Annotated in this window: 14 protein-coding genes; 11 read left to right on the top strand and 3 right to left on the bottom strand. The window is 47.7% G+C overall.

Annotation, left to right across the window (positions count from 1 at the left end):
• Positions 1-80: 80 nt before the first annotated feature.
• The 7 genes from pspA to VV1_RS13650 all read left to right on the top strand — a co-directional run bounded on the left by pspA (position 81) and on the right by VV1_RS13650 (position 7,395).
• Positions 81-752, top strand: coding sequence for a phage shock protein PspA (gene pspA / locus VV1_RS13680; protein ID WP_011080701.1), 672 nt, complete (start codon positions 81-83; stop codon positions 750-752).
• A gap of 15 nt (positions 753-767) precedes the next feature.
• Positions 768-1,001: an envelope stress response membrane protein PspB gene (pspB, locus tag VV1_RS13675; RefSeq protein ID WP_011080700.1), complete on the top strand. Its 234-nt coding sequence runs from the start codon at positions 768-770 to the stop codon at positions 999-1,001.
• Positions 964-1,383 carry an envelope stress response membrane protein PspC gene (pspC, locus tag VV1_RS13670; RefSeq protein WP_011150055.1) on the top strand — a complete coding sequence of 140 codons (420 nt, stop codon included), beginning with the start codon at positions 964-966 and terminating at the stop codon, positions 1,381-1,383. The genes pspB and pspC overlap by 38 nt, the downstream gene beginning before the upstream one ends.
• A gap of 163 nt (positions 1,384-1,546) precedes the next feature.
• Entirely contained in the window at positions 1,547-2,578 is a 1,032-nt protein-coding gene (locus VV1_RS13665; protein ID WP_011080698.1) for an efflux RND transporter periplasmic adaptor subunit, read from the top strand.
• Positions 2,550-3,665: an efflux RND transporter periplasmic adaptor subunit gene (locus VV1_RS13660; protein ID WP_011080697.1), complete on the top strand. Its 1,116-nt coding sequence runs from the start codon at positions 2,550-2,552 to the stop codon at positions 3,663-3,665. The genes VV1_RS13665 and VV1_RS13660 overlap by 29 nt, the downstream gene beginning before the upstream one ends.
• Entirely contained in the window at positions 3,658-6,765 is a 3,108-nt protein-coding gene (vmeI, locus tag VV1_RS13655; protein WP_011080696.1) for an efflux RND transporter permease subunit VmeI, read from the top strand. Before VV1_RS13660 ends, vmeI begins: the two co-directional genes overlap by 8 nt.
• Before the next feature lie 60 nt (positions 6,766-6,825).
• Positions 6,826-7,395 (top strand): DNA-3-methyladenine glycosylase I, encoded by a 570-nt coding sequence (locus VV1_RS13650; RefSeq protein ID WP_011080695.1) that lies wholly within the window; start codon positions 6,826-6,828, stop codon positions 7,393-7,395.
• Positions 7,396-7,466: 71 nt separating this feature from the next.
• Here VV1_RS13650 and VV1_RS13645 read toward each other — a convergent pair whose 3' ends face one another.
• Positions 7,467-8,675 carry a cystathionine beta-lyase gene (locus VV1_RS13645; protein ID WP_011080694.1) on the bottom strand — a complete coding sequence of 403 codons (1,209 nt, stop codon included), beginning with the start codon at positions 8,673-8,675 and terminating at the stop codon, positions 7,467-7,469.
• Between the two features lie 124 nt (positions 8,676-8,799).
• Complete coding sequence (cls, locus tag VV1_RS13640; RefSeq protein ID WP_011080693.1) at positions 8,800-10,254, bottom strand: cardiolipin synthase; 1,455 nt, start codon at positions 10,252-10,254, stop codon at positions 8,800-8,802.
• 352 nt (positions 10,255-10,606) lie between these two features.
• Here cls and VV1_RS13635 point away from each other — a divergent pair, with 352 nt between their 5' ends.
• The 4 genes from VV1_RS13635 (at position 10,607) to VV1_RS13620 (ending at position 15,546) form a co-directional block, all read left to right on the top strand.
• The gene (locus tag VV1_RS13635) at positions 10,607-12,034 is read left to right on the top strand and encodes a sodium-dependent transporter (protein ID WP_043921045.1); all 1,428 of its coding nucleotides are present in this window, start codon (positions 10,607-10,609) and stop codon (positions 12,032-12,034) included.
• A gap of 133 nt (positions 12,035-12,167) precedes the next feature.
• A complete protein-coding gene (locus tag VV1_RS13630; protein WP_043921044.1) occupies positions 12,168-13,784 on the top strand; it encodes a methyl-accepting chemotaxis protein in 1,617 nt (538 codons plus the stop codon).
• 113 nt (positions 13,785-13,897) lie between these two features.
• A complete protein-coding gene (locus tag VV1_RS13625; RefSeq protein ID WP_011080690.1) occupies positions 13,898-14,593 on the top strand; it encodes a TIGR01621 family pseudouridine synthase in 696 nt (231 codons plus the stop codon).
• 20 nt (positions 14,594-14,613) lie between these two features.
• Entirely contained in the window at positions 14,614-15,546 is a 933-nt protein-coding gene (locus VV1_RS13620) for a class I SAM-dependent methyltransferase (protein WP_011080689.1), read from the top strand.
• 68 nt (positions 15,547-15,614) lie between these two features.
• On the opposite strand, the gene VV1_RS13615 is transcribed toward VV1_RS13620, so the two are convergent.
• Positions 15,615-16,658 (bottom strand): FAD-binding oxidoreductase, encoded by a 1,044-nt coding sequence (locus VV1_RS13615; RefSeq protein ID WP_011080688.1) that lies wholly within the window; start codon positions 16,656-16,658, stop codon positions 15,615-15,617.
• Positions 16,659-16,660 lie beyond the last annotated feature (2 nt).

Below are 16,660 nucleotides of genomic sequence, written 5' to 3'. Positions count from 1 at the left end.
ATAACGTTAATAACTAGAACACTGACTGAGTGCATTTTTAGACAAAAGCACGATATCGAGACTAATAGAGGAGTTCCATCATGGGTATTTTTTCTCGTTTTGCAGACATCATCAATTCCAATATCAGTGCGCTGCTGGATAAAGCAGAAGATCCGGAAAAAATGATTCGTCTCATCATTCAAGAAATGGAAGACACGCTGGTCGAAGTGCGTACCAACTCGGCGAAAGCCATTGCGGATAAAAAAGAGCTTGCTCGTAAAGTGGAAGCAATGGAAAGCCAAATTTCGGATTGGCAACAAAAAGCGACATTGGCGCTGACTAAGCAACGTGAAGATTTGGCGCGTGCAGCATTAATTGAAAAGCAAAAGCTACAAGACTTGATCAAAGGTTTGCATACAGAGCAAACTCTTGTGGAAGAAACCATTGAGAAACTGACTGGCGAAATTGGCAAATTGGAAACCAAAATTGCCGAAACGCGCGCGAAGCAGCAAGCTTTGATGATCCGCAATCAAACGGCTTCCAATCGTCGTGATGTTCAGCGTCATTTGAGTTCCGGCCGCACGCATGAAGCGATGGCAAAGTTTGAGCAATACGCTCGTAAAGTGGATGAGCTGGAAGCTGAAGCGGATCTCTACGCCAACTCCGGTTCATCAAAATCATTGGAACAGGAATTTGCTGAGCTTCAAGCTCAGGATGAAATTGAAAAAGAGTTGGCAAAGTTAAAAGAACAAGTGAACTCACAACAAAAATAAGCAAAGGAGCCATCTATGACGACATTTATGATTGCAGGGCCATTAATCGTATTTCTGATTTTTGTCGCACCACTGTGGCTATTTCTTCACTATCGCAGTCAGCGCAAAGTAGGTAGCGGTTTGTCGGACATAGATTTGCAGAAGTTGGAGTCTTTGTCCGGTCAAGCGGAAAAGCTTCAATCACGCATAGACACCTTGGAACGTATCCTCGATGCGGAAAACCCCAATTGGAGACGTCGCTATGAATAGTCGAGAGCTCTACCGTGACCCAGTCAACGGCAAATTGAGTGGTGTCTGCGCGGGTATTGCAAACTACTTGGCCATTGAAGTTTGGTTGATTCGAATCCTAGTGATTTCTGCAGCGCTGTTAGGCGGAAGTTTTCTGGTTATTCTGGCGTACGTTGCCCTGACATTTATGTTGGAAAAGCAACCAATCCAGTACCAAGAGGATTTAAAAATGCGTCATGACCATAAGCTCAAAGCCAAACCTTGGCAGCAAGGGCAAACGGCGGAATCCTTGTTGGCGATCCTTGAAGCGGATTTCAATCGAATTGAAAACAAAGTGCGTGATATGGAAGCGTATGTCACTTCCGATACCTTCAAAGTGAACCGCGAATTTAACAAACTTTAAGTTTGTTTTAGTAAAAATAATCCTTCTTGGGCAATTTTCATGAGAGCAAGGTTTAACCTTGCTCTCATTTTATTAAATTTCAGATATTTACAAAGCTGTTAACTGGAACAAAATCATAGTTTCATCTAAGGTATAGAGAACATTTTCTAACAGGATGATAACCATGAGAAAAGCATTGGTTTTTCTTGCTGTCGCCACAGCATTGGGAGGATGTGGTCGAGAGCTTCCTCCTATTCCCGAGCCTGATTCGCGGCCTGCCAAGTTATTCACGGTGTCGGTGGGTGACGCCAAATTTGAACGAACTTTTCCTGCTGTTTCTGAAGCGGGTGATAAGGCAGTTTTAACATTTCGTGTCCCTGGACAATTGCAGACCATTGATGTTACTGCAGGTCAAAGAGTGACAAAAGGGCAGGTTTTAGCCACCTTGAACCCAGATGAGTACGCGTTGCTGGCAAAACAAGCGAGAGCGAATTTTAAACTGGCGGATGTGCAATATGAGCGCTACAAAAAGCTTCGCGCCGATAAGGTGGTCTCTGAGCAAGACTTCGATCAAGCACAAGCCAACCACAACTCTGCGCGCGCTACGTTAGAGCAAGCTGAGGCCAACCTTCGTTACACTAAGCTGATTGCACCTTATGATGGCACCATTTCTCTTATTCCAGCTGAAAATCACGAATACGTTGCGGCCAAACAAGGCGTAATGAATATCCAAACCAATCAATTGATGAAGGTGATTTTCCAATTGCCAGATCATCTATTGGGCCGTTTCTCTCAGGGTGTTGAGCCGAACGCGGTGATGCGTTTTGACGCATTCCCAGGGAGCGAATTCCCCCTGCGCTTCCAAGAAATCGATACCGAAGCGGATACCAAAACCGGCAGTTATAAAGTCACTATGATCATGGAGCGTCCTGCCGATCTTGGGGTGCTCCCCGGTATGGCTGGTAGTGTCCACGTGAGTGCCAAATCTCAATCTGCCACACAAATCCCTACCTCTGCCATCTTTAAGCAAGATGAGAAAAAGTATGTTTGGCGAGTGAATGATCAGAGCATTGTTGAGCTCGCGGAAGTGGAGCTTAACGACAAGCGCGAAGTGGTTAATGGTCTCAATGATGGTGACCAAATCATTATTTCTGGTGTCAGTGGTATCGAGTCAGGGATAAAAGTTCGTGAATGGGTTAAAGAGCGAGGGCTATAACGTGAATAAATGGATTGGTTTAACCGCGTTGTCCGCCGCTTTACTGTTAGCCGGATGTGGGCAACAAAATCAGCCAGCCGCTATGGCTGACCCAAATGTCAAAATTGTCTCGTTGACTGACGAAGAGATGATCGACAGCCTCTATTTCCCTGCTGTAGCAAACGCTGCAGAACGTTCTCACCTCAGTTTTCGAGTCGCTGGAGAAGTCAGGAGCTTATACGTCAAAGAAGGGGATAGGATAAAAAAAGGCGATGTGATTGCTGAACTTGACCCCACTGATTACCGCTTAGACGTGGATAACGCGCAAGCAAGGTTCTCGGTAGTGGATAGCCAGTTTAAGCGCTCGGAGCCGCTGGTGAAAAAAGGGTTACTGGCAAAATCTCAGTTTGATGAGATCGCTGCGCAGCGCCAAATTGCACTGGCTGAACTTGAATTGGCAAAACTGCGTCTCTCGTTTACACAGTTAAAAGCACCTGTTGACGGCATCATTTCACGGGTCAGTGTTGATCAATTTGAAAACGTTCAAGTTGGGCAGCAAGTGGTCAACATTCACAGTGTTGATGAAGTCGAAATCTTAATTCAGCTTCCCGATCAGCTGTATGTCAATCAGCCCACCAGAGAAAAGCTTGAGCACGTTGATGCCCTAGTTCGTGTTCGCAGTGGAAATGAGTACTCGGCAAAAATCAAAGAGTTCACCACAGAGCCCGATCCAAAAACAGGCACCTTTACGGTCACGCTGACCATGCCGATGCCGGAAAAAGAGTACATCTTAGACGGCATGGCCGTTGAGGTGACTTCACGAGGAGAAGGGGTCGGGCTGGAGTTGAACTCGGGTATTCGTGTACCGATTGAGGCCATTTTTAATGCCGATGGGGATGAGCTGAATCGAGAGAAAAAATTTGTTTGGGTGTTAAACGCGGACAATAGCGTTAGCAAACGTCAAGTCGTTGTAGGTAAAGCGTCGAAAGAGAGTGCGCAAATTATTGAGGGGCTAACGCATTCAGAGCAAGTGGTGGTGGCGGGTATCGCACGACTGCGCGACGGCATTAAAGTGAATGTGATTTCTCAGGAGGCGAACAATGAGTGATAAACCAGTAGTGTCGCCTCAAAGCGATGATGAAGTAACGGGCGTCGCAGCGTATTTTATTCGAAATCGTGTGATTAGTTGGATGATTTCGCTGATCTTTTTGATTGGTGGGGTGGCTGCGTTTTTTGGTTTAGGTCGTTTAGAAGATCCGGCCTTTACCATCAAAGACGCAATGGTGGTGACTTCCTATCCGGGTGCCACACCTCAGCAGGTTGAAGAAGAGGTGACTTATCCGCTTGAGAAAGCGATTCAGCAATTAACTTATGTGGATGAGGTTAACTCCATTTCCAGCCGCGGGTTATCTCAAATCACTGTGACCATGAAAAACAATTATGGTCCGGATGATCTGCCACAAATCTGGGATGAACTGCGTCGTAAAGTCAACGACCTTAAAGGTCAGCTTCCTCCCGGAGTGAATGACCCGCAAGTGATTGATGACTTTGGTGATGTGTACGGGATTTTACTTGCAGTCACAGGCGATGGTTACAGTTATAAAGAACTGCTGGATTATGTCGATTATTTAAGGCGTGAGCTTGAACTGGTCGATGGGGTCAGCAAAGTTTCCGTCACTGGACAACAGCAAGAGCAAGTGTTTATCGAGATATCGATGAAGCGTTTAAGTAGCTTAGGTATTTCACCAAACACGGTCTTTAACCTGCTTTCGACGCAAAACGTGGTGTCTGACGCTGGTGCGATCCGAATTGGCGATGAATACATCCGTATCCATCCTACGGGTGAGTTCCAAAACGTCGATCAGTTGGGCGATCTCATTATTACCGAGAGCGGAGCTCAGGGATTGATCTATCTTCGCGATGTGGCCGATATCAAACGTGGCTACGTTGAAGTGCCGAACAACATCATCAACTTCAATGGCAAACTGGCGTTGAACGTCGGGGTTTCTTTTGCACAAGGTGTCAACGTGGTGGAAGTGGGTAAATCCTTCGACCGTCGCCTAGCTGAACTGAAATACCAGCAACCGGTTGGCATTGATATCTCCGAGATTTATAGCCAACCGAAGGAAGTGGATAAGTCGGTCAGCGGATTCGTGGTGAGTTTGGGGCAAGCAGTAGCGATTGTTATTATCGTCCTCTTGTTCTTTATGGGTTTGCGCTCTGGCCTGTTGATTGGTTTGATTTTGCTGCTCACGGTACTGGGTACCTTCATCTTCATGCAGTATTTCAAGATCGACTTGCAACGTATCTCTCTCGGCGCGTTGGTTATCGCACTGGGGATGCTGGTGGATAACGCCATTGTGGTGGTTGAGGGGATATTGATTGGCACGCAAAAAGGCCGAACGCGTCTGCAGGCCGCGACCGACATTGTTACGCAAACCAAGTGGCCGCTCCTTGGGGCGACGGTCATTGCGGTGACCGCGTTTGCTCCTATCGGTCTGTCTGAAGATGCGACAGGTGAATACTGTGGCACTCTCTTTACCGTGTTGCTGATTTCTCTGATGCTGAGTTGGTTCACTGCGATTTCTTTAACGCCTTTCTTCGCCGATATTTTCTTTAAAGGCCAGAAAGTGAATGTGTCAGAATCGGGCGAAGAAGTGGACCCGTATAACGGCATGATCTTCGTGGTATACAAGAACTTCTTAGAGTTCTGTATGAAGCGAGCTTGGTTGACCATGATCGTGTTGGTGCTGGGTTTAGGCGTCAGTTTGTACGGCTTTACATTGGTTAAGCAGGCATTCTTTCCATCGTCGACCACGCCAATGTTCCAAGCCGATATTTGGCTGCCGGAAGGGACGGACATTCGCGCGACTAACACCAAGCTTAAAGCGTTGGAAAGCTGGTTAGCCGAACAAGACAATGTCGAGCACATCACGACCACAGCGGGTAAGGGTTTGCAGCGTTTCATGCTGACCTACGCACCAGAGAAGAGCTATGCCGCGTATGGTGAAATTACTACGCGTGTCACCAGCTATGAAGCCCTTGATCCTTTGATGGCGAAATTCCGCCAGCATGTCAAAGAGAACTTCCCTGAGATCAACTACAAATTGAAGCAAATTGAGTTAGGTCCAGGCGGTGGTGCGAAGATCGAAGCGCGCATCATCGGTTCGGATCCAACGGTATTGCGTTCAATTGCCGCTCAGGTGATGGATATCATGTACGCCGATGCAGGGGCAACCAACGTTCGCCACGACTGGCGTGAACGTACCAAAGTGCTTGAGCCACAGTTTAACGAAAGCCAAGCTAGACGTTACGGCATCACAAAGTCGGATGTGGACGATTTCCTTGCCATGTCGTTTTCGGGAATGGCGATTGGTATTTATCGTGATGGCACGACGTTAATGCCGATCGTTGCCCGTTTACCAGATGAAGAGCGTGTGGATATTCGTAATATCGAAGGGATGAAAATTTGGAGCCCGGCGTTAAGCGAATTCATTCCTCTTCAACAGGTGACGTTAGGCTATGAATTGCTTTGGGAAGACCCAATTATTGTGCGTAAGAACCGCAAACGCGTGCTGACGGTGATGGCTGACCCTGACATTCTTGGTGAAGAGACCGCGTCAACGTTACAGAAACGTTTGATGCCACAAATCGAAGCCATTCAACTGCCACCAGGTTACTCTCTGGAATGGGGTGGGGAATATGAATCCTCTCGTGATGCACAAGCGTCGCTCTTTACCACCATGCCGATGGGTTACCTGTTTATGTTCTTGATCACTGTGTTCTTGTTTAACTCAGTGAAAGAGCCATTGATCGTTTGGCTGACGGTGCCTCTAGCGGTGATTGGGGTAACAACTGGCTTGTTAGCGCTCAATACGCCATTTGGTTTTATGGCGTTACTCGGCTTCTTAAGCTTGTCTGGCATGCTGTTGAAAAACGGTATCGTATTGCTTGATCAGATCGAAATAGAGATGAAGTCAGGCAAAGATCCGTATGTTGCGGTTGTGGATGCTGCGTTGAGCCGTGTTCGCCCAGTCTGTATGGCGGCGATCACCACGATTCTGGGCATGGTGCCTCTGTTACCCGACATTTTCTTTAAGCCGATGGCAGTCACCATCATGTTTGGTCTGGGTTTTGCGACAATCCTGACACTGATTGTCGTGCCAGTGTTGTATCGTCTCTTCCACAAAGTGGCGGTGCCGAAATAATTAATCGGCCTAGGAATCTAAACGCCTTCACCTTGTGAGGGCGTTTTTATAAGGAATTAGATGATGGCAGAACAAAAAACATGTGCGTGGGCGATGAATCACCCTTTAGAACGTGAATATCATGATTCGGAATGGGGTAAGCCTGTTTACGACGACACCGTACTTTTTGAGTTCATGACGTTAGAAGGTGCACAGGCAGGATTGAGTTGGATTACGATTCTGAAAAAGCGTCAAGGTTATCGAGAGGCATTTGAAGGCTATGACCTCAAACGACTCGCGCAACAGGGAGAGCAAAGAGTTGAGGAGATCATCGCTCAGTACGATGTGGTGAAACATCGTGGGAAAATTGCGTCGGTGTTTAGTAATGCACGCGCTGCATTGGCGCTTCAAGAAGAGTTTGGTTCACTGTCTAACGCTTTGTGGTCGTTTGTCGACCATCAGCCGATTGTTAACCAATGGCAATCAATGGATGAAGTGCCCGCGGTCACGGAGCAATCTAAAGCGCTCAGCAAGTTTCTTAAAAAGCGTGGCTTCAAGTTTGTTGGAGAAACCATTTGTTATGCCTTCATGCAAGCGGTCGGGATGGTTGATGATCATTTAATTGATTGCCCCTGTAAAGCACATCGATAAAAAACAGCCCCGCAGAGATGAGGGGCTGTTTTATATGCATAGCGGGGAGCGCCTAATGAGGTAAATCGCCGCTAGCTAAGAGAGGTTTCTCTTTCAAGAATCAATGCGTTATAACGTTCAAACCCCGCTTCGAGATCGGCAATTAGGTCTTCGACATTTTCTAAACCAATATGCAGGCGGATCAAGGTACCTTCAAAGTTCGGATTGGCGACAGTACGTAAGCTTGAGAAACTCTTTGGTTCATTGGCCAAAATTAAGCTTTCAAATCCACCCCACGAATAGCCCATGCTGAAGTGTTTCATTCCATCGAGCAGCGCTGTGGTTGCACGAGGGTATGAGGTCTTCAATACAAAAGAAAACAGGCCATTACCGCCAGTGAAATCACGGTTAAAAAACTCGTGACCAGGGCAGCTCTCCAATGCTGGGTGGCGAACATGGTCCACTTCTGGTCGGGTTGCGAGCCATTGAGCTACTTTTAGGCTGGCTTGTTCGTGTTGACGCAAACGTACATCAATCGTTCTCAGACCACGCAGACCAAGGTAGGCGTCATCCGGTGAGACGCACTGTCCCATCAAATAACTTTGCTCACGCAACTGATCCCAATAGGGCTCGCTTGCGACAGCGGTTCCCAACATCACATCCGAATGGCCAACAATGTACTTCGTTGCTGCTTGAATCGAGATATCTACACCATGCTCGAAAGGTGAGAAGTTGACACCGGCGCCCCACGTGTTATCCAACATCACGATGATACCGTGCTCATGCGCAATACGTGCGAGGGTAGGGACATCTTGCACTTCCATGGTAATAGAGCCGGGAGATTCCAAAAACAGCACTTTGGTATTGGGTTTGATGAGCTCACGAATGCCTTCTCCAACCATCGGATCGTAATAGGTGGTTTCTACCCCCATTTTTTTCATGATCTTATCGCAGAAATCGCGAGTTGGTTCGTAGCAGGTATCGACCATCAGAATGTGATCACCGGTTTCGACGAAGGAAAGAATCGCGTTGGAAATGGCGGCGGTGCCACATGGGTAAAGTGCGCAGCCAGCACCGCCCTCAATTTGTGTCATCGCTTCTTGAAAGGCGAAGTGGGTATGAGTGCCACGACGGCCGTAAAAAAGTGTTTTGTTGGCTCGATTGACGGTCGCGTGGTGTTTGTCTGCCACTGTGTCAAAAACCACCGTCGACGCACGTTGAATTGGCGGGTTTACCACGCCATTTGTCCATTTTTTATCGCGTCCAGCGGTGACCAGCTTGGTTTGTTTGCCTTCCGACATGTTAATTCCTTGTCTATGAGAGAATGCCCTATTTAAAACATGGAGCGTATAGGCTTGGCAAGGGTTGCAAAGCAAAAACATCCCCGACAAGAGGATGTTTTCAAGTTGTCACTGTGGGTGAGTTTCACAGCAAAGGATTAAAGAGGTAGTAGAGTCGCTCTAAAAAGCGCGAGTAAAGCGAGCGTTTGTTCCATTCGCTCAGATGAACAGGATGAGCGCGCGATTTGTAGTTTTGTTGCAATTGGTGCATTTGTTGGGTGAAATGCTCATCATCTACCGCCAGTGTGACTTCAAAATTGAGCCACAAACTGCGCATGTCGATGTTGACCGTCCCGACGAGACAAAACTCTTGGTCGATGACAACGGATTTAGTGTGCAGCAATCCACCGTAAAATTCGAAGATCTTCACGCCCGCTTCCATAAGCTCGCTGTAAAAGGAACGGGAAGCCCATTGCACCATGAGGGAGTCATTTTTATGTGGGATGATCAGTTGTACATCAATGCCACGTTGAGCGGTCATTTTTAATGTGTCGAGCAGATTGATGCTTGGCACAAAGTAAGGTGTGGTAATCGTGACCGAGTGGTTCGCTTGGTTGATGGCGAGAATCAACACTTGAGAAATCAAGTTCTCTGGCATGCCGGGGCCCGATGGAACCACTTGAATGGGGTTTTGGTATTGCGTCGAGTCTAACGGGCATTCAGGCAGTCTGGGTAATTGGCGATGTCCAGTTTCGACTTCCCAATCCCAGCAATGAATGGCGGAAAGCACGTTCACCGTTGGACCAGTCAAACGCACCATGATATCCACCCATTGCCCAACGCCGCTGCTTTGTTTGAAGTAGGCAGGGTCGACCAAATTCATTGAACCTGTGTAGGCAATCTCATCGTCGATAACGATGATTTTTCGGTGTTGTCTTAAATCGAGACGACGTAGAAAAATACGCCATGGGCTCACTTCTAGCGCTTGTACCACGTGAATGCCTGCGTTCACCATCATCTGACGCCAATGGCTACGGAAAAATCGTGGACTCCCCGCTGAATCCAGCAACAGTTTGACATCCACACCTCGTTTGGCGGCTTGGATAAGCGCTGAAGCGACAGAATCCGCTAAGCCTCCGGGATGCCAGATATAAAACACCATGCGAATACTACTTTGCGCGTTTTCGATATCTTGAATGACGGAATGAAGAATCTCTTCAGGCGAACGTTGCAGAGAGAGCGTGTTGCCGCTGAGTGCGGGTAAGCCCAGCCGAGTATTACACAATTCGTCAATACGATAGATGTGGCGTCCCATCGACTCTGGCGCATGGGCTTGGCAGTCATTCAGTTGCGAGAACCAAGTGGCAAAGGGTGCAAACATCTCTTTGGCACGCTCGGCTCGTTTGCGGCCTAGATTTAGCTCACCAAACAGAAAATAGCAGGCGACGCCCAGCACAGGGAGAATGTAAATGATCATTAGCCATGCGAGCGAAACGCTCACGGCACGACGCTTTAACACGACACGGAACGTCACACCAGCAATCAGGACCCAATAAAGTCCGATCCCTGCGAGGGTGAGAAAATGGTAGAACTTGTCCATCGCTATCTCGTAGAAACTAGTAAACGATTCAGATAGTAAGCTGAAATAGAAAAATTAGAAATAGCAGCCTCAATAGAGAACCGAGTTCATATAGCGAAAAGTTGTAAAGATTTTGTAGAATTAAGGTTGATGAGGTGTTTGTGGCTAAAAAATCAGCACTTAATCGCGATAATGAAAGATAAGGTGGGAAAATAGACTGTTCGGGCTTCCAATTTTATTCTTAAACTGTTTTACTTGCTAGCAGGATGACGTCAAGCGAACAATGTTCGTGTGTAAAAAATTTTGTACATAACCTATTTAGACGCTCATCTGGATGCAAACACAACATATTTTTTGGAGATAGAGCGTGGATATGAGTAATACAAGTGCAGCACCACGTGACACGTGGGGGTCTAAACTAGGCTTCGTGATGGCAGCCGCAGGCTCTGCGGTCGGTTTAGGCAATATATGGAAGTTCCCTTACACAGCTGGTGAGAGTGGCGGCGGTGCATTCGTTGCGATCTACCTATTTTTCGTTATTTTTATCGGCTTTAGCGTAATGCTCACTGAGTTTGCGATTGGTCGTAAGACAGGTCTTTCTGCAGTTGGCGCATTTAAGTCAACGGATCGTCGTTGGACGTTCACAGGCGTATTAGGTGTATTCAGTGGTCTATTGATCATGGGTTTCTACCCAGTGGTTGGTGGCTGGGCACTGGCTTACATCTTCAAAGTGGGCGGTGGTCTATTAAGCACACCAGACACCATTGGTTCGAGCTTTGGTGCGTTTATTTCCGATCCGGTTCAACCTCTGCTTTGGATGGGTGTCTACCTACTACTGAACATCGTAATTGTTATGCGTGGTGTTTCAGGCGGTATCGAGAAAGCGGGCAAGGTCCTAATGCCACTGCTATTTATCATCCTCATCATCGTATCGGTGAAAGGTTTGATGTTGCCAGGCGCGATGGCAGGTCTTGAGTTCCTGTTTATGCCGGACTTCTCAAAAGTAGACAGCAATGTTGTGCTGGCCGCTCTAGGTCAGGCGTTCTTCTCATTGAGCTTAGGTATGGGTTGTATGATGACCTACGGCTCTTACTTGAAGAAGCAAGAAAACCTTGTACAAACCACGGGTATGGTTACTGCGATGGATACCGGTGTCGCTATCCTAGCGGGTGTCGCAATGTTCCCAGCGATGTTTGCTTTTGGTATGGAGCCAGCCGCTGGCCCTGGTCTTGTATTTGTTGTTGTGCCTCAGTTGTTCTCTGAAATGGGTGGCGTTATTGGTCTAGTTCTAGCGCTCCTGTTCTTTATCGGTTTGACTGTAGCAGCACTGACTTCTTCCGTTTCTCTTCTTGAAGTGGTGGTTTCTTACCTCATCGATGAGAAAGGCATGAAGCGTTCAACGGCTGTTATTTCATCAAGTATTGTGATGGCGTCTTTGTGTATCTTCGCTTCACTGTCACTCGGTGGTGTGGGTCCAAAACTGTTTGATACTGGTGCATTTGATATCTTCGACTTGCTAACCGATAAGATCTTCCTTGCGGTGGGTGGTATGTTGGTGTGTATCTTTGCTGGCTGGCGTTTGAGTCGCGAAGATCTTGAAAAAGAGATCACCAACGACGGCAAAGTCTCTTTCCCACTATTCGGTGTTTGGTACAACCTAGTGAAGTACATTATCCCTGTAGCGATTGCCATCGTAGCAGTGATGGGCATCAAGTCGGGCTTTGATAGCGGCAAAGGCGAGATCATGGTTCTTGGTATTTCCATCTTCGTCTTCGCAGGGCTACTGTCGAAGAAACTCTAAATTCAAATCCGTTTGAGTGATAAAAACCTCCTTCAAAAGGAGGTTTTTTTTTGCGACGCATCACACTAAACATATTGATTAGCTTGTCGATATAAATGGTGATTGCTCTATTTATATTAAGAAGGGAAGTGTTGTGAAGATGTCAGTCAGGAAAAAGCTCTACGCTGGTTTTGGCAGTATTTTAGCCATTATGCTGGTGATGGTGACGACGATTTGGATAGAAGTGACGGAGTCGCATTCTGTGGCCAATGAAGTGCGTCAAGACGATGTACCAGAAGTGGTTTACTACTTAATTTTGGTGGATGAAGCGGGAGACGTCTACCGTGATGCGATGGGGGTTGTGACAGGCGTAGAAGGCGCAGCGCAAGATTACCGTGACAACAAAGGGGAGTTTGCGGACGCACTAAGAGAAGTGCGTAAACTTGAAACGCCAGGGGGAGAAGATGATCGCCGCCTTGAGAAAATTGAATCGTCCATGAAGCAGTTTACTGACGCATTTGAAGCTCAAATTTTGGCGAAAAATGGACAGGGAGACATTGATGAATCTCTGATTGTGGCTTTACGCACGTTGTATCAAACCCACTTGATTCCAATTGAAAACATGCTTGATGAGGCATCAGAGGAAGAAATTGCGGGTGCAGATGCGGCCATGGGGGCCTTAGAGGACTCTCTGTCTAATATTGAGCGTACCATCATGATACTCACCGCGATTGGGATTGTACTGACTTGTGCAATCGCTTACCTGCTTTCAAATTCGATTACCGTCCGTTTGAGTAAGCTAGATGAAGTGGCTCAACGTGTTGCTGGTGGCGATCTCACCGCAGAAGATATTGAAGATCGTTCAGGCGATGAGTTGGCTAACCTCGCCGCGTCCGTCAATAAAATGCAGCATTCGCTTGTGAGTCTCATTGGCTCAATCTCTTCGGTCACCCGTGAAGTGCAAGTGGTGACTGGCGATCTCAATAATGTGAGCCGAGACATTGTTCAGGGCGCATCCGCGCAAGCTGACAAAGCGAATTTGATTGCCACCGCAGCCGAAGAGCTTAGCCTCACGATCTCTGAAGTCGCGCAACAAGGCACCTCAACGTTTGAGGAAGCCAAACGTTCAGAGTCTTCAGCCGAAGAGGGGCGAAAAGTGATCGTCGATATGGTGGCGAGCATTCAGCAAGTCTCTCAGCAAATGAGTGATATGTCGGTGCAAATGAACGCACTAGGAACACATAGCGAACAAATTGGTAGCGTGATTAAGGTGATTGAAGATATTGCAGCGCAAACCAACCTTTTGGCGTTGAATGCGGCGATTGAAGCGGCCCGCGCTGGTGAGTTTGGCCGTGGTTTTGCGGTGGTAGCAGATGAGGTTAGAGCGTTAGCTGAAAGAACCACCAAAGCGACCAAGGAAGTGGCAGATATCATTCAAGCCATTCAATCAGGGACGCATGATGCGGTGACTTACACTCAAGACAACTGCCGTTTGGTTGAAATTGGTGTTGAGCAAAGCCAAGGCGCAGTCGCGTCACTGGAGGCGATCGTGGCTGGAGCGGCGAACGTGCAAAGCATGGTGAATTCAATCGCGACCGCCGCAGAGGAACAGACCGCCGTGACCAAAGAAATCGCCTCTGACATCACGGCCATCAGTGACATCTCAGAGCAATCTCTTGCACTTGCCAATCGCAGCTCAGCCAGCGTGGCGGGGCTGGGAAGCAAAGTGGCACAGCTTGAACAGTTGATTGGTAAGTTCCGTATCGCGTAACACCGCCGCACTCTGGCTCTTTGGCTGGTATTCATGGTGATAAAGGGTATACTTCGCCCTTATTCTTGAAACCAGCCATTGACGCTTCATTGGGCTTAAACGCTTTTTACGCCATGTTTGACATACTCTTCACCCATCCCGATTTTTTAATCATCAACAAATACCCGCATGTTTCGGTACATAAGGACGATGGCGACACCATGTTGCTCCAAGAAGTCGCGAAAGTGAGTGGCGATGAGCAGCTTTACCTCATTCATCGTTTGGACAAAATGACTTCTGGTATTTTGCTGCTGGGAAGAAACAGCACGGCGGCCAGCGCGCTTTCACAACGCTTTGCGCAACGAGAGGTGGAGAAGTTCTATCTCGCCATTGGCGCGAAGAAGCCAAAGAAAAAACAAGGTACCGTTATTGGCGATATGGAACGCTCACGAAGGGCCAGCTGGAAGCTGGTCAACAGTAAGCAAAATCCCGCCATCACTCAGTTCTTTTCCCTTGCCGGAGAACCGGGAGAACGTGCCTTTCTGTGTAAACCCTACACAGGCAAAACCCACCAGATCCGCGTGGCGTTAAAATCGGTAGGCTCAAGCATTGTTGGCGATCCCATCTACAATGCGGGCAGCGATTCCGATCGTGGTTACTTGCACGCGTTTTGTCTTGGTTTCCAATACCAAGGTGAGCAATACCACTTTGTGTGCGACCCGAGAAATCAACCTGCCCTGGGGAAGAAATGGAACAGCGAGGCGCTTAACCAAGCGATTGAACAATGGTTAACACCTTGGCGACTCAACTGGCCAACCATCAATAAATAAACGAATGAGTAGAGACAGAGATGCAAGCATCACACCTAACGACATTTTTCCAGCATGTCGAATCGCAGTTACAGCAAGCTCCCGATGAGATTCGCCGTCTTTTTCATGGGCGTGGCCGACGTTTTGAAGGGCTAGAACAAATTACCTGTGATTGGCTGCACGGCCAGTTGATCGTCAATCTCTTCAAACAAGTGGATGAGGCGTTCTTACAATGTCTAAGAGAAGGTTTGTTAGCACTAACGAACACACCATTGTGGCAAGAGAAGCTTGGTCGCTGCGTGGTGATTCAGCACCGCTATGCCGATGGTGATCCAGCCGAAGTGTTGGTTGGCGAGTTGGAAGCGCGTCCTGTGGTTGTCGAGAGTGGCCTGAAATATCAATTAGATATTGGCCGAAATCAGAACTTTGGCCTCTTTTTGGATATGCGCTATGGCCGCGATTGGGTACGCAAAAATGCCAAACACAAAAATGTACTCAACTTGTTTGCCTACACCTGTGGTTTCTCTGTTGCGGCGATCGCAGGTGGAGCGGACAAAGTGGTGAATGTCGATATGGCCAAATCGTCATTGTCGAAAGGGCGTGACAACCACAAGTTAAATGAGCACAACATCAATCAGGTTAGCTTCTTGGGATACGACATCTTTAAATCTTGGGGGAAAATCAAAAAAGCGGGCCCTTATGATTTGGTGATTATTGATCCGCCGTCGTTTCAAAAGGGCAGTTTTGCGCTAACCAAGGATTACAAGAAGATTCTTCGCCGTCTGCCAGAGTTATTGACAGACCAAGGTGAGGTGTTGGCATGCGTTAACTCTCCTGCAGTGAGCAGTGATTTCTTGATTGAAAGCATGAAAGAAGAAGCGCCCCAGTTGACCTTCCGTGAGCGTTTGGACAATCCCCCTGAGTTTATGGATATCGACAGTGAAGCCGCGCTGAAAGTGCTGCGCTTCAATTAACAGCGTATCCACCGCACGTGAAAATGCCCTCAATCGTGAGGGCGTTTGTTTATCAAATGCATAGCTTGTTAGTGCAAGCACACCTCCAGATCCGATTCGATGTGCGATGAGCAAGCCAGAACATAACCTTGCGCAATTTCTTCGGTGGTGAGCGTTTCTTGGCTGATGGAACGCACTTGGCCATTCGCCACTTTGCACTTACATGAGCCACAAATGCCACTGCGACAAGCGACAATCAACGGCAGACCCGCATTTTCAAGTACATCCGCCAACAACTGACCTTTCTTGGCGTTGATGGTTTGGGCGAAGTCAGGCACCGAAATACAAACCTCTTCATCGCTCGCTTCCATAGCTTCGACTTTCTCTGGGGTAAAACTTTCGTGATAAAAGTGGTTCATATCAAACCCTAAGGCTTGCAAATAGTCTTGCGTGTCTTGCATAAACTGATTTGGCCCACAGAGATAGATGGTACGAGTGGCAAAGTCTGGCACCAAATCTTGCAGCCATTGCGCATTGAATCGCCCTTGTGGGTGCGTTGTACCTTGGGCATCTTTGAGCAGCAGCTTTAAATGGAAATGAGCATAGGCCGACTGGCAGGTGGATAGGTGATCAAAATAAATCGTTTCTTGGGCTGAGCGGGCAATATGAAGAAACTCAATATCGACATTCATCTCGTTATTCAGCCAATGTTTGGCCATGGCAAAAACGGGAGTGACACCACATCCAGCGCTGATCAAGAGTGCTTTCCCTTGTCCATCTAATTCACGTGGTGGGTGGTCAACACAATTAAACTCACCCGCAGGGGCGAGGGCTTGAACCGTATCTCCGATAAGCAGAGAGTCGATGATGAAGTTCGACACTTTGCCCCCCTCAACTCGTTTGATGGTGAACTGAAGGTATTCTTCACCAGCCAGCGAACTGATTGAGTAGGCACGAAATTCCATCTTGCCGTCGATCTCTACACCAAGGTTAACGAACTGGCCTGGCTTAAATTGAAAAAGCAGCGATTCAGTGAGATCAGCGAGACGGATGGAAACCGTGTCATCGGTTTCGAAAAACTTGTCTACGCATTGCAACGTTGCGGGTTCGTTGCCTTGCCATTCAAAAAACATAG

Source organism: Vibrio vulnificus CMCP6 (assembly GCF_000039765.1).
GTDB lineage: Bacteria > Pseudomonadota > Gammaproteobacteria > Enterobacterales > Vibrionaceae > Vibrio > Vibrio vulnificus_B.
The sequence above is the reverse complement of the archived record's forward strand: the minus strand, read 5'-3'. Positions and strand labels throughout refer to the sequence as shown.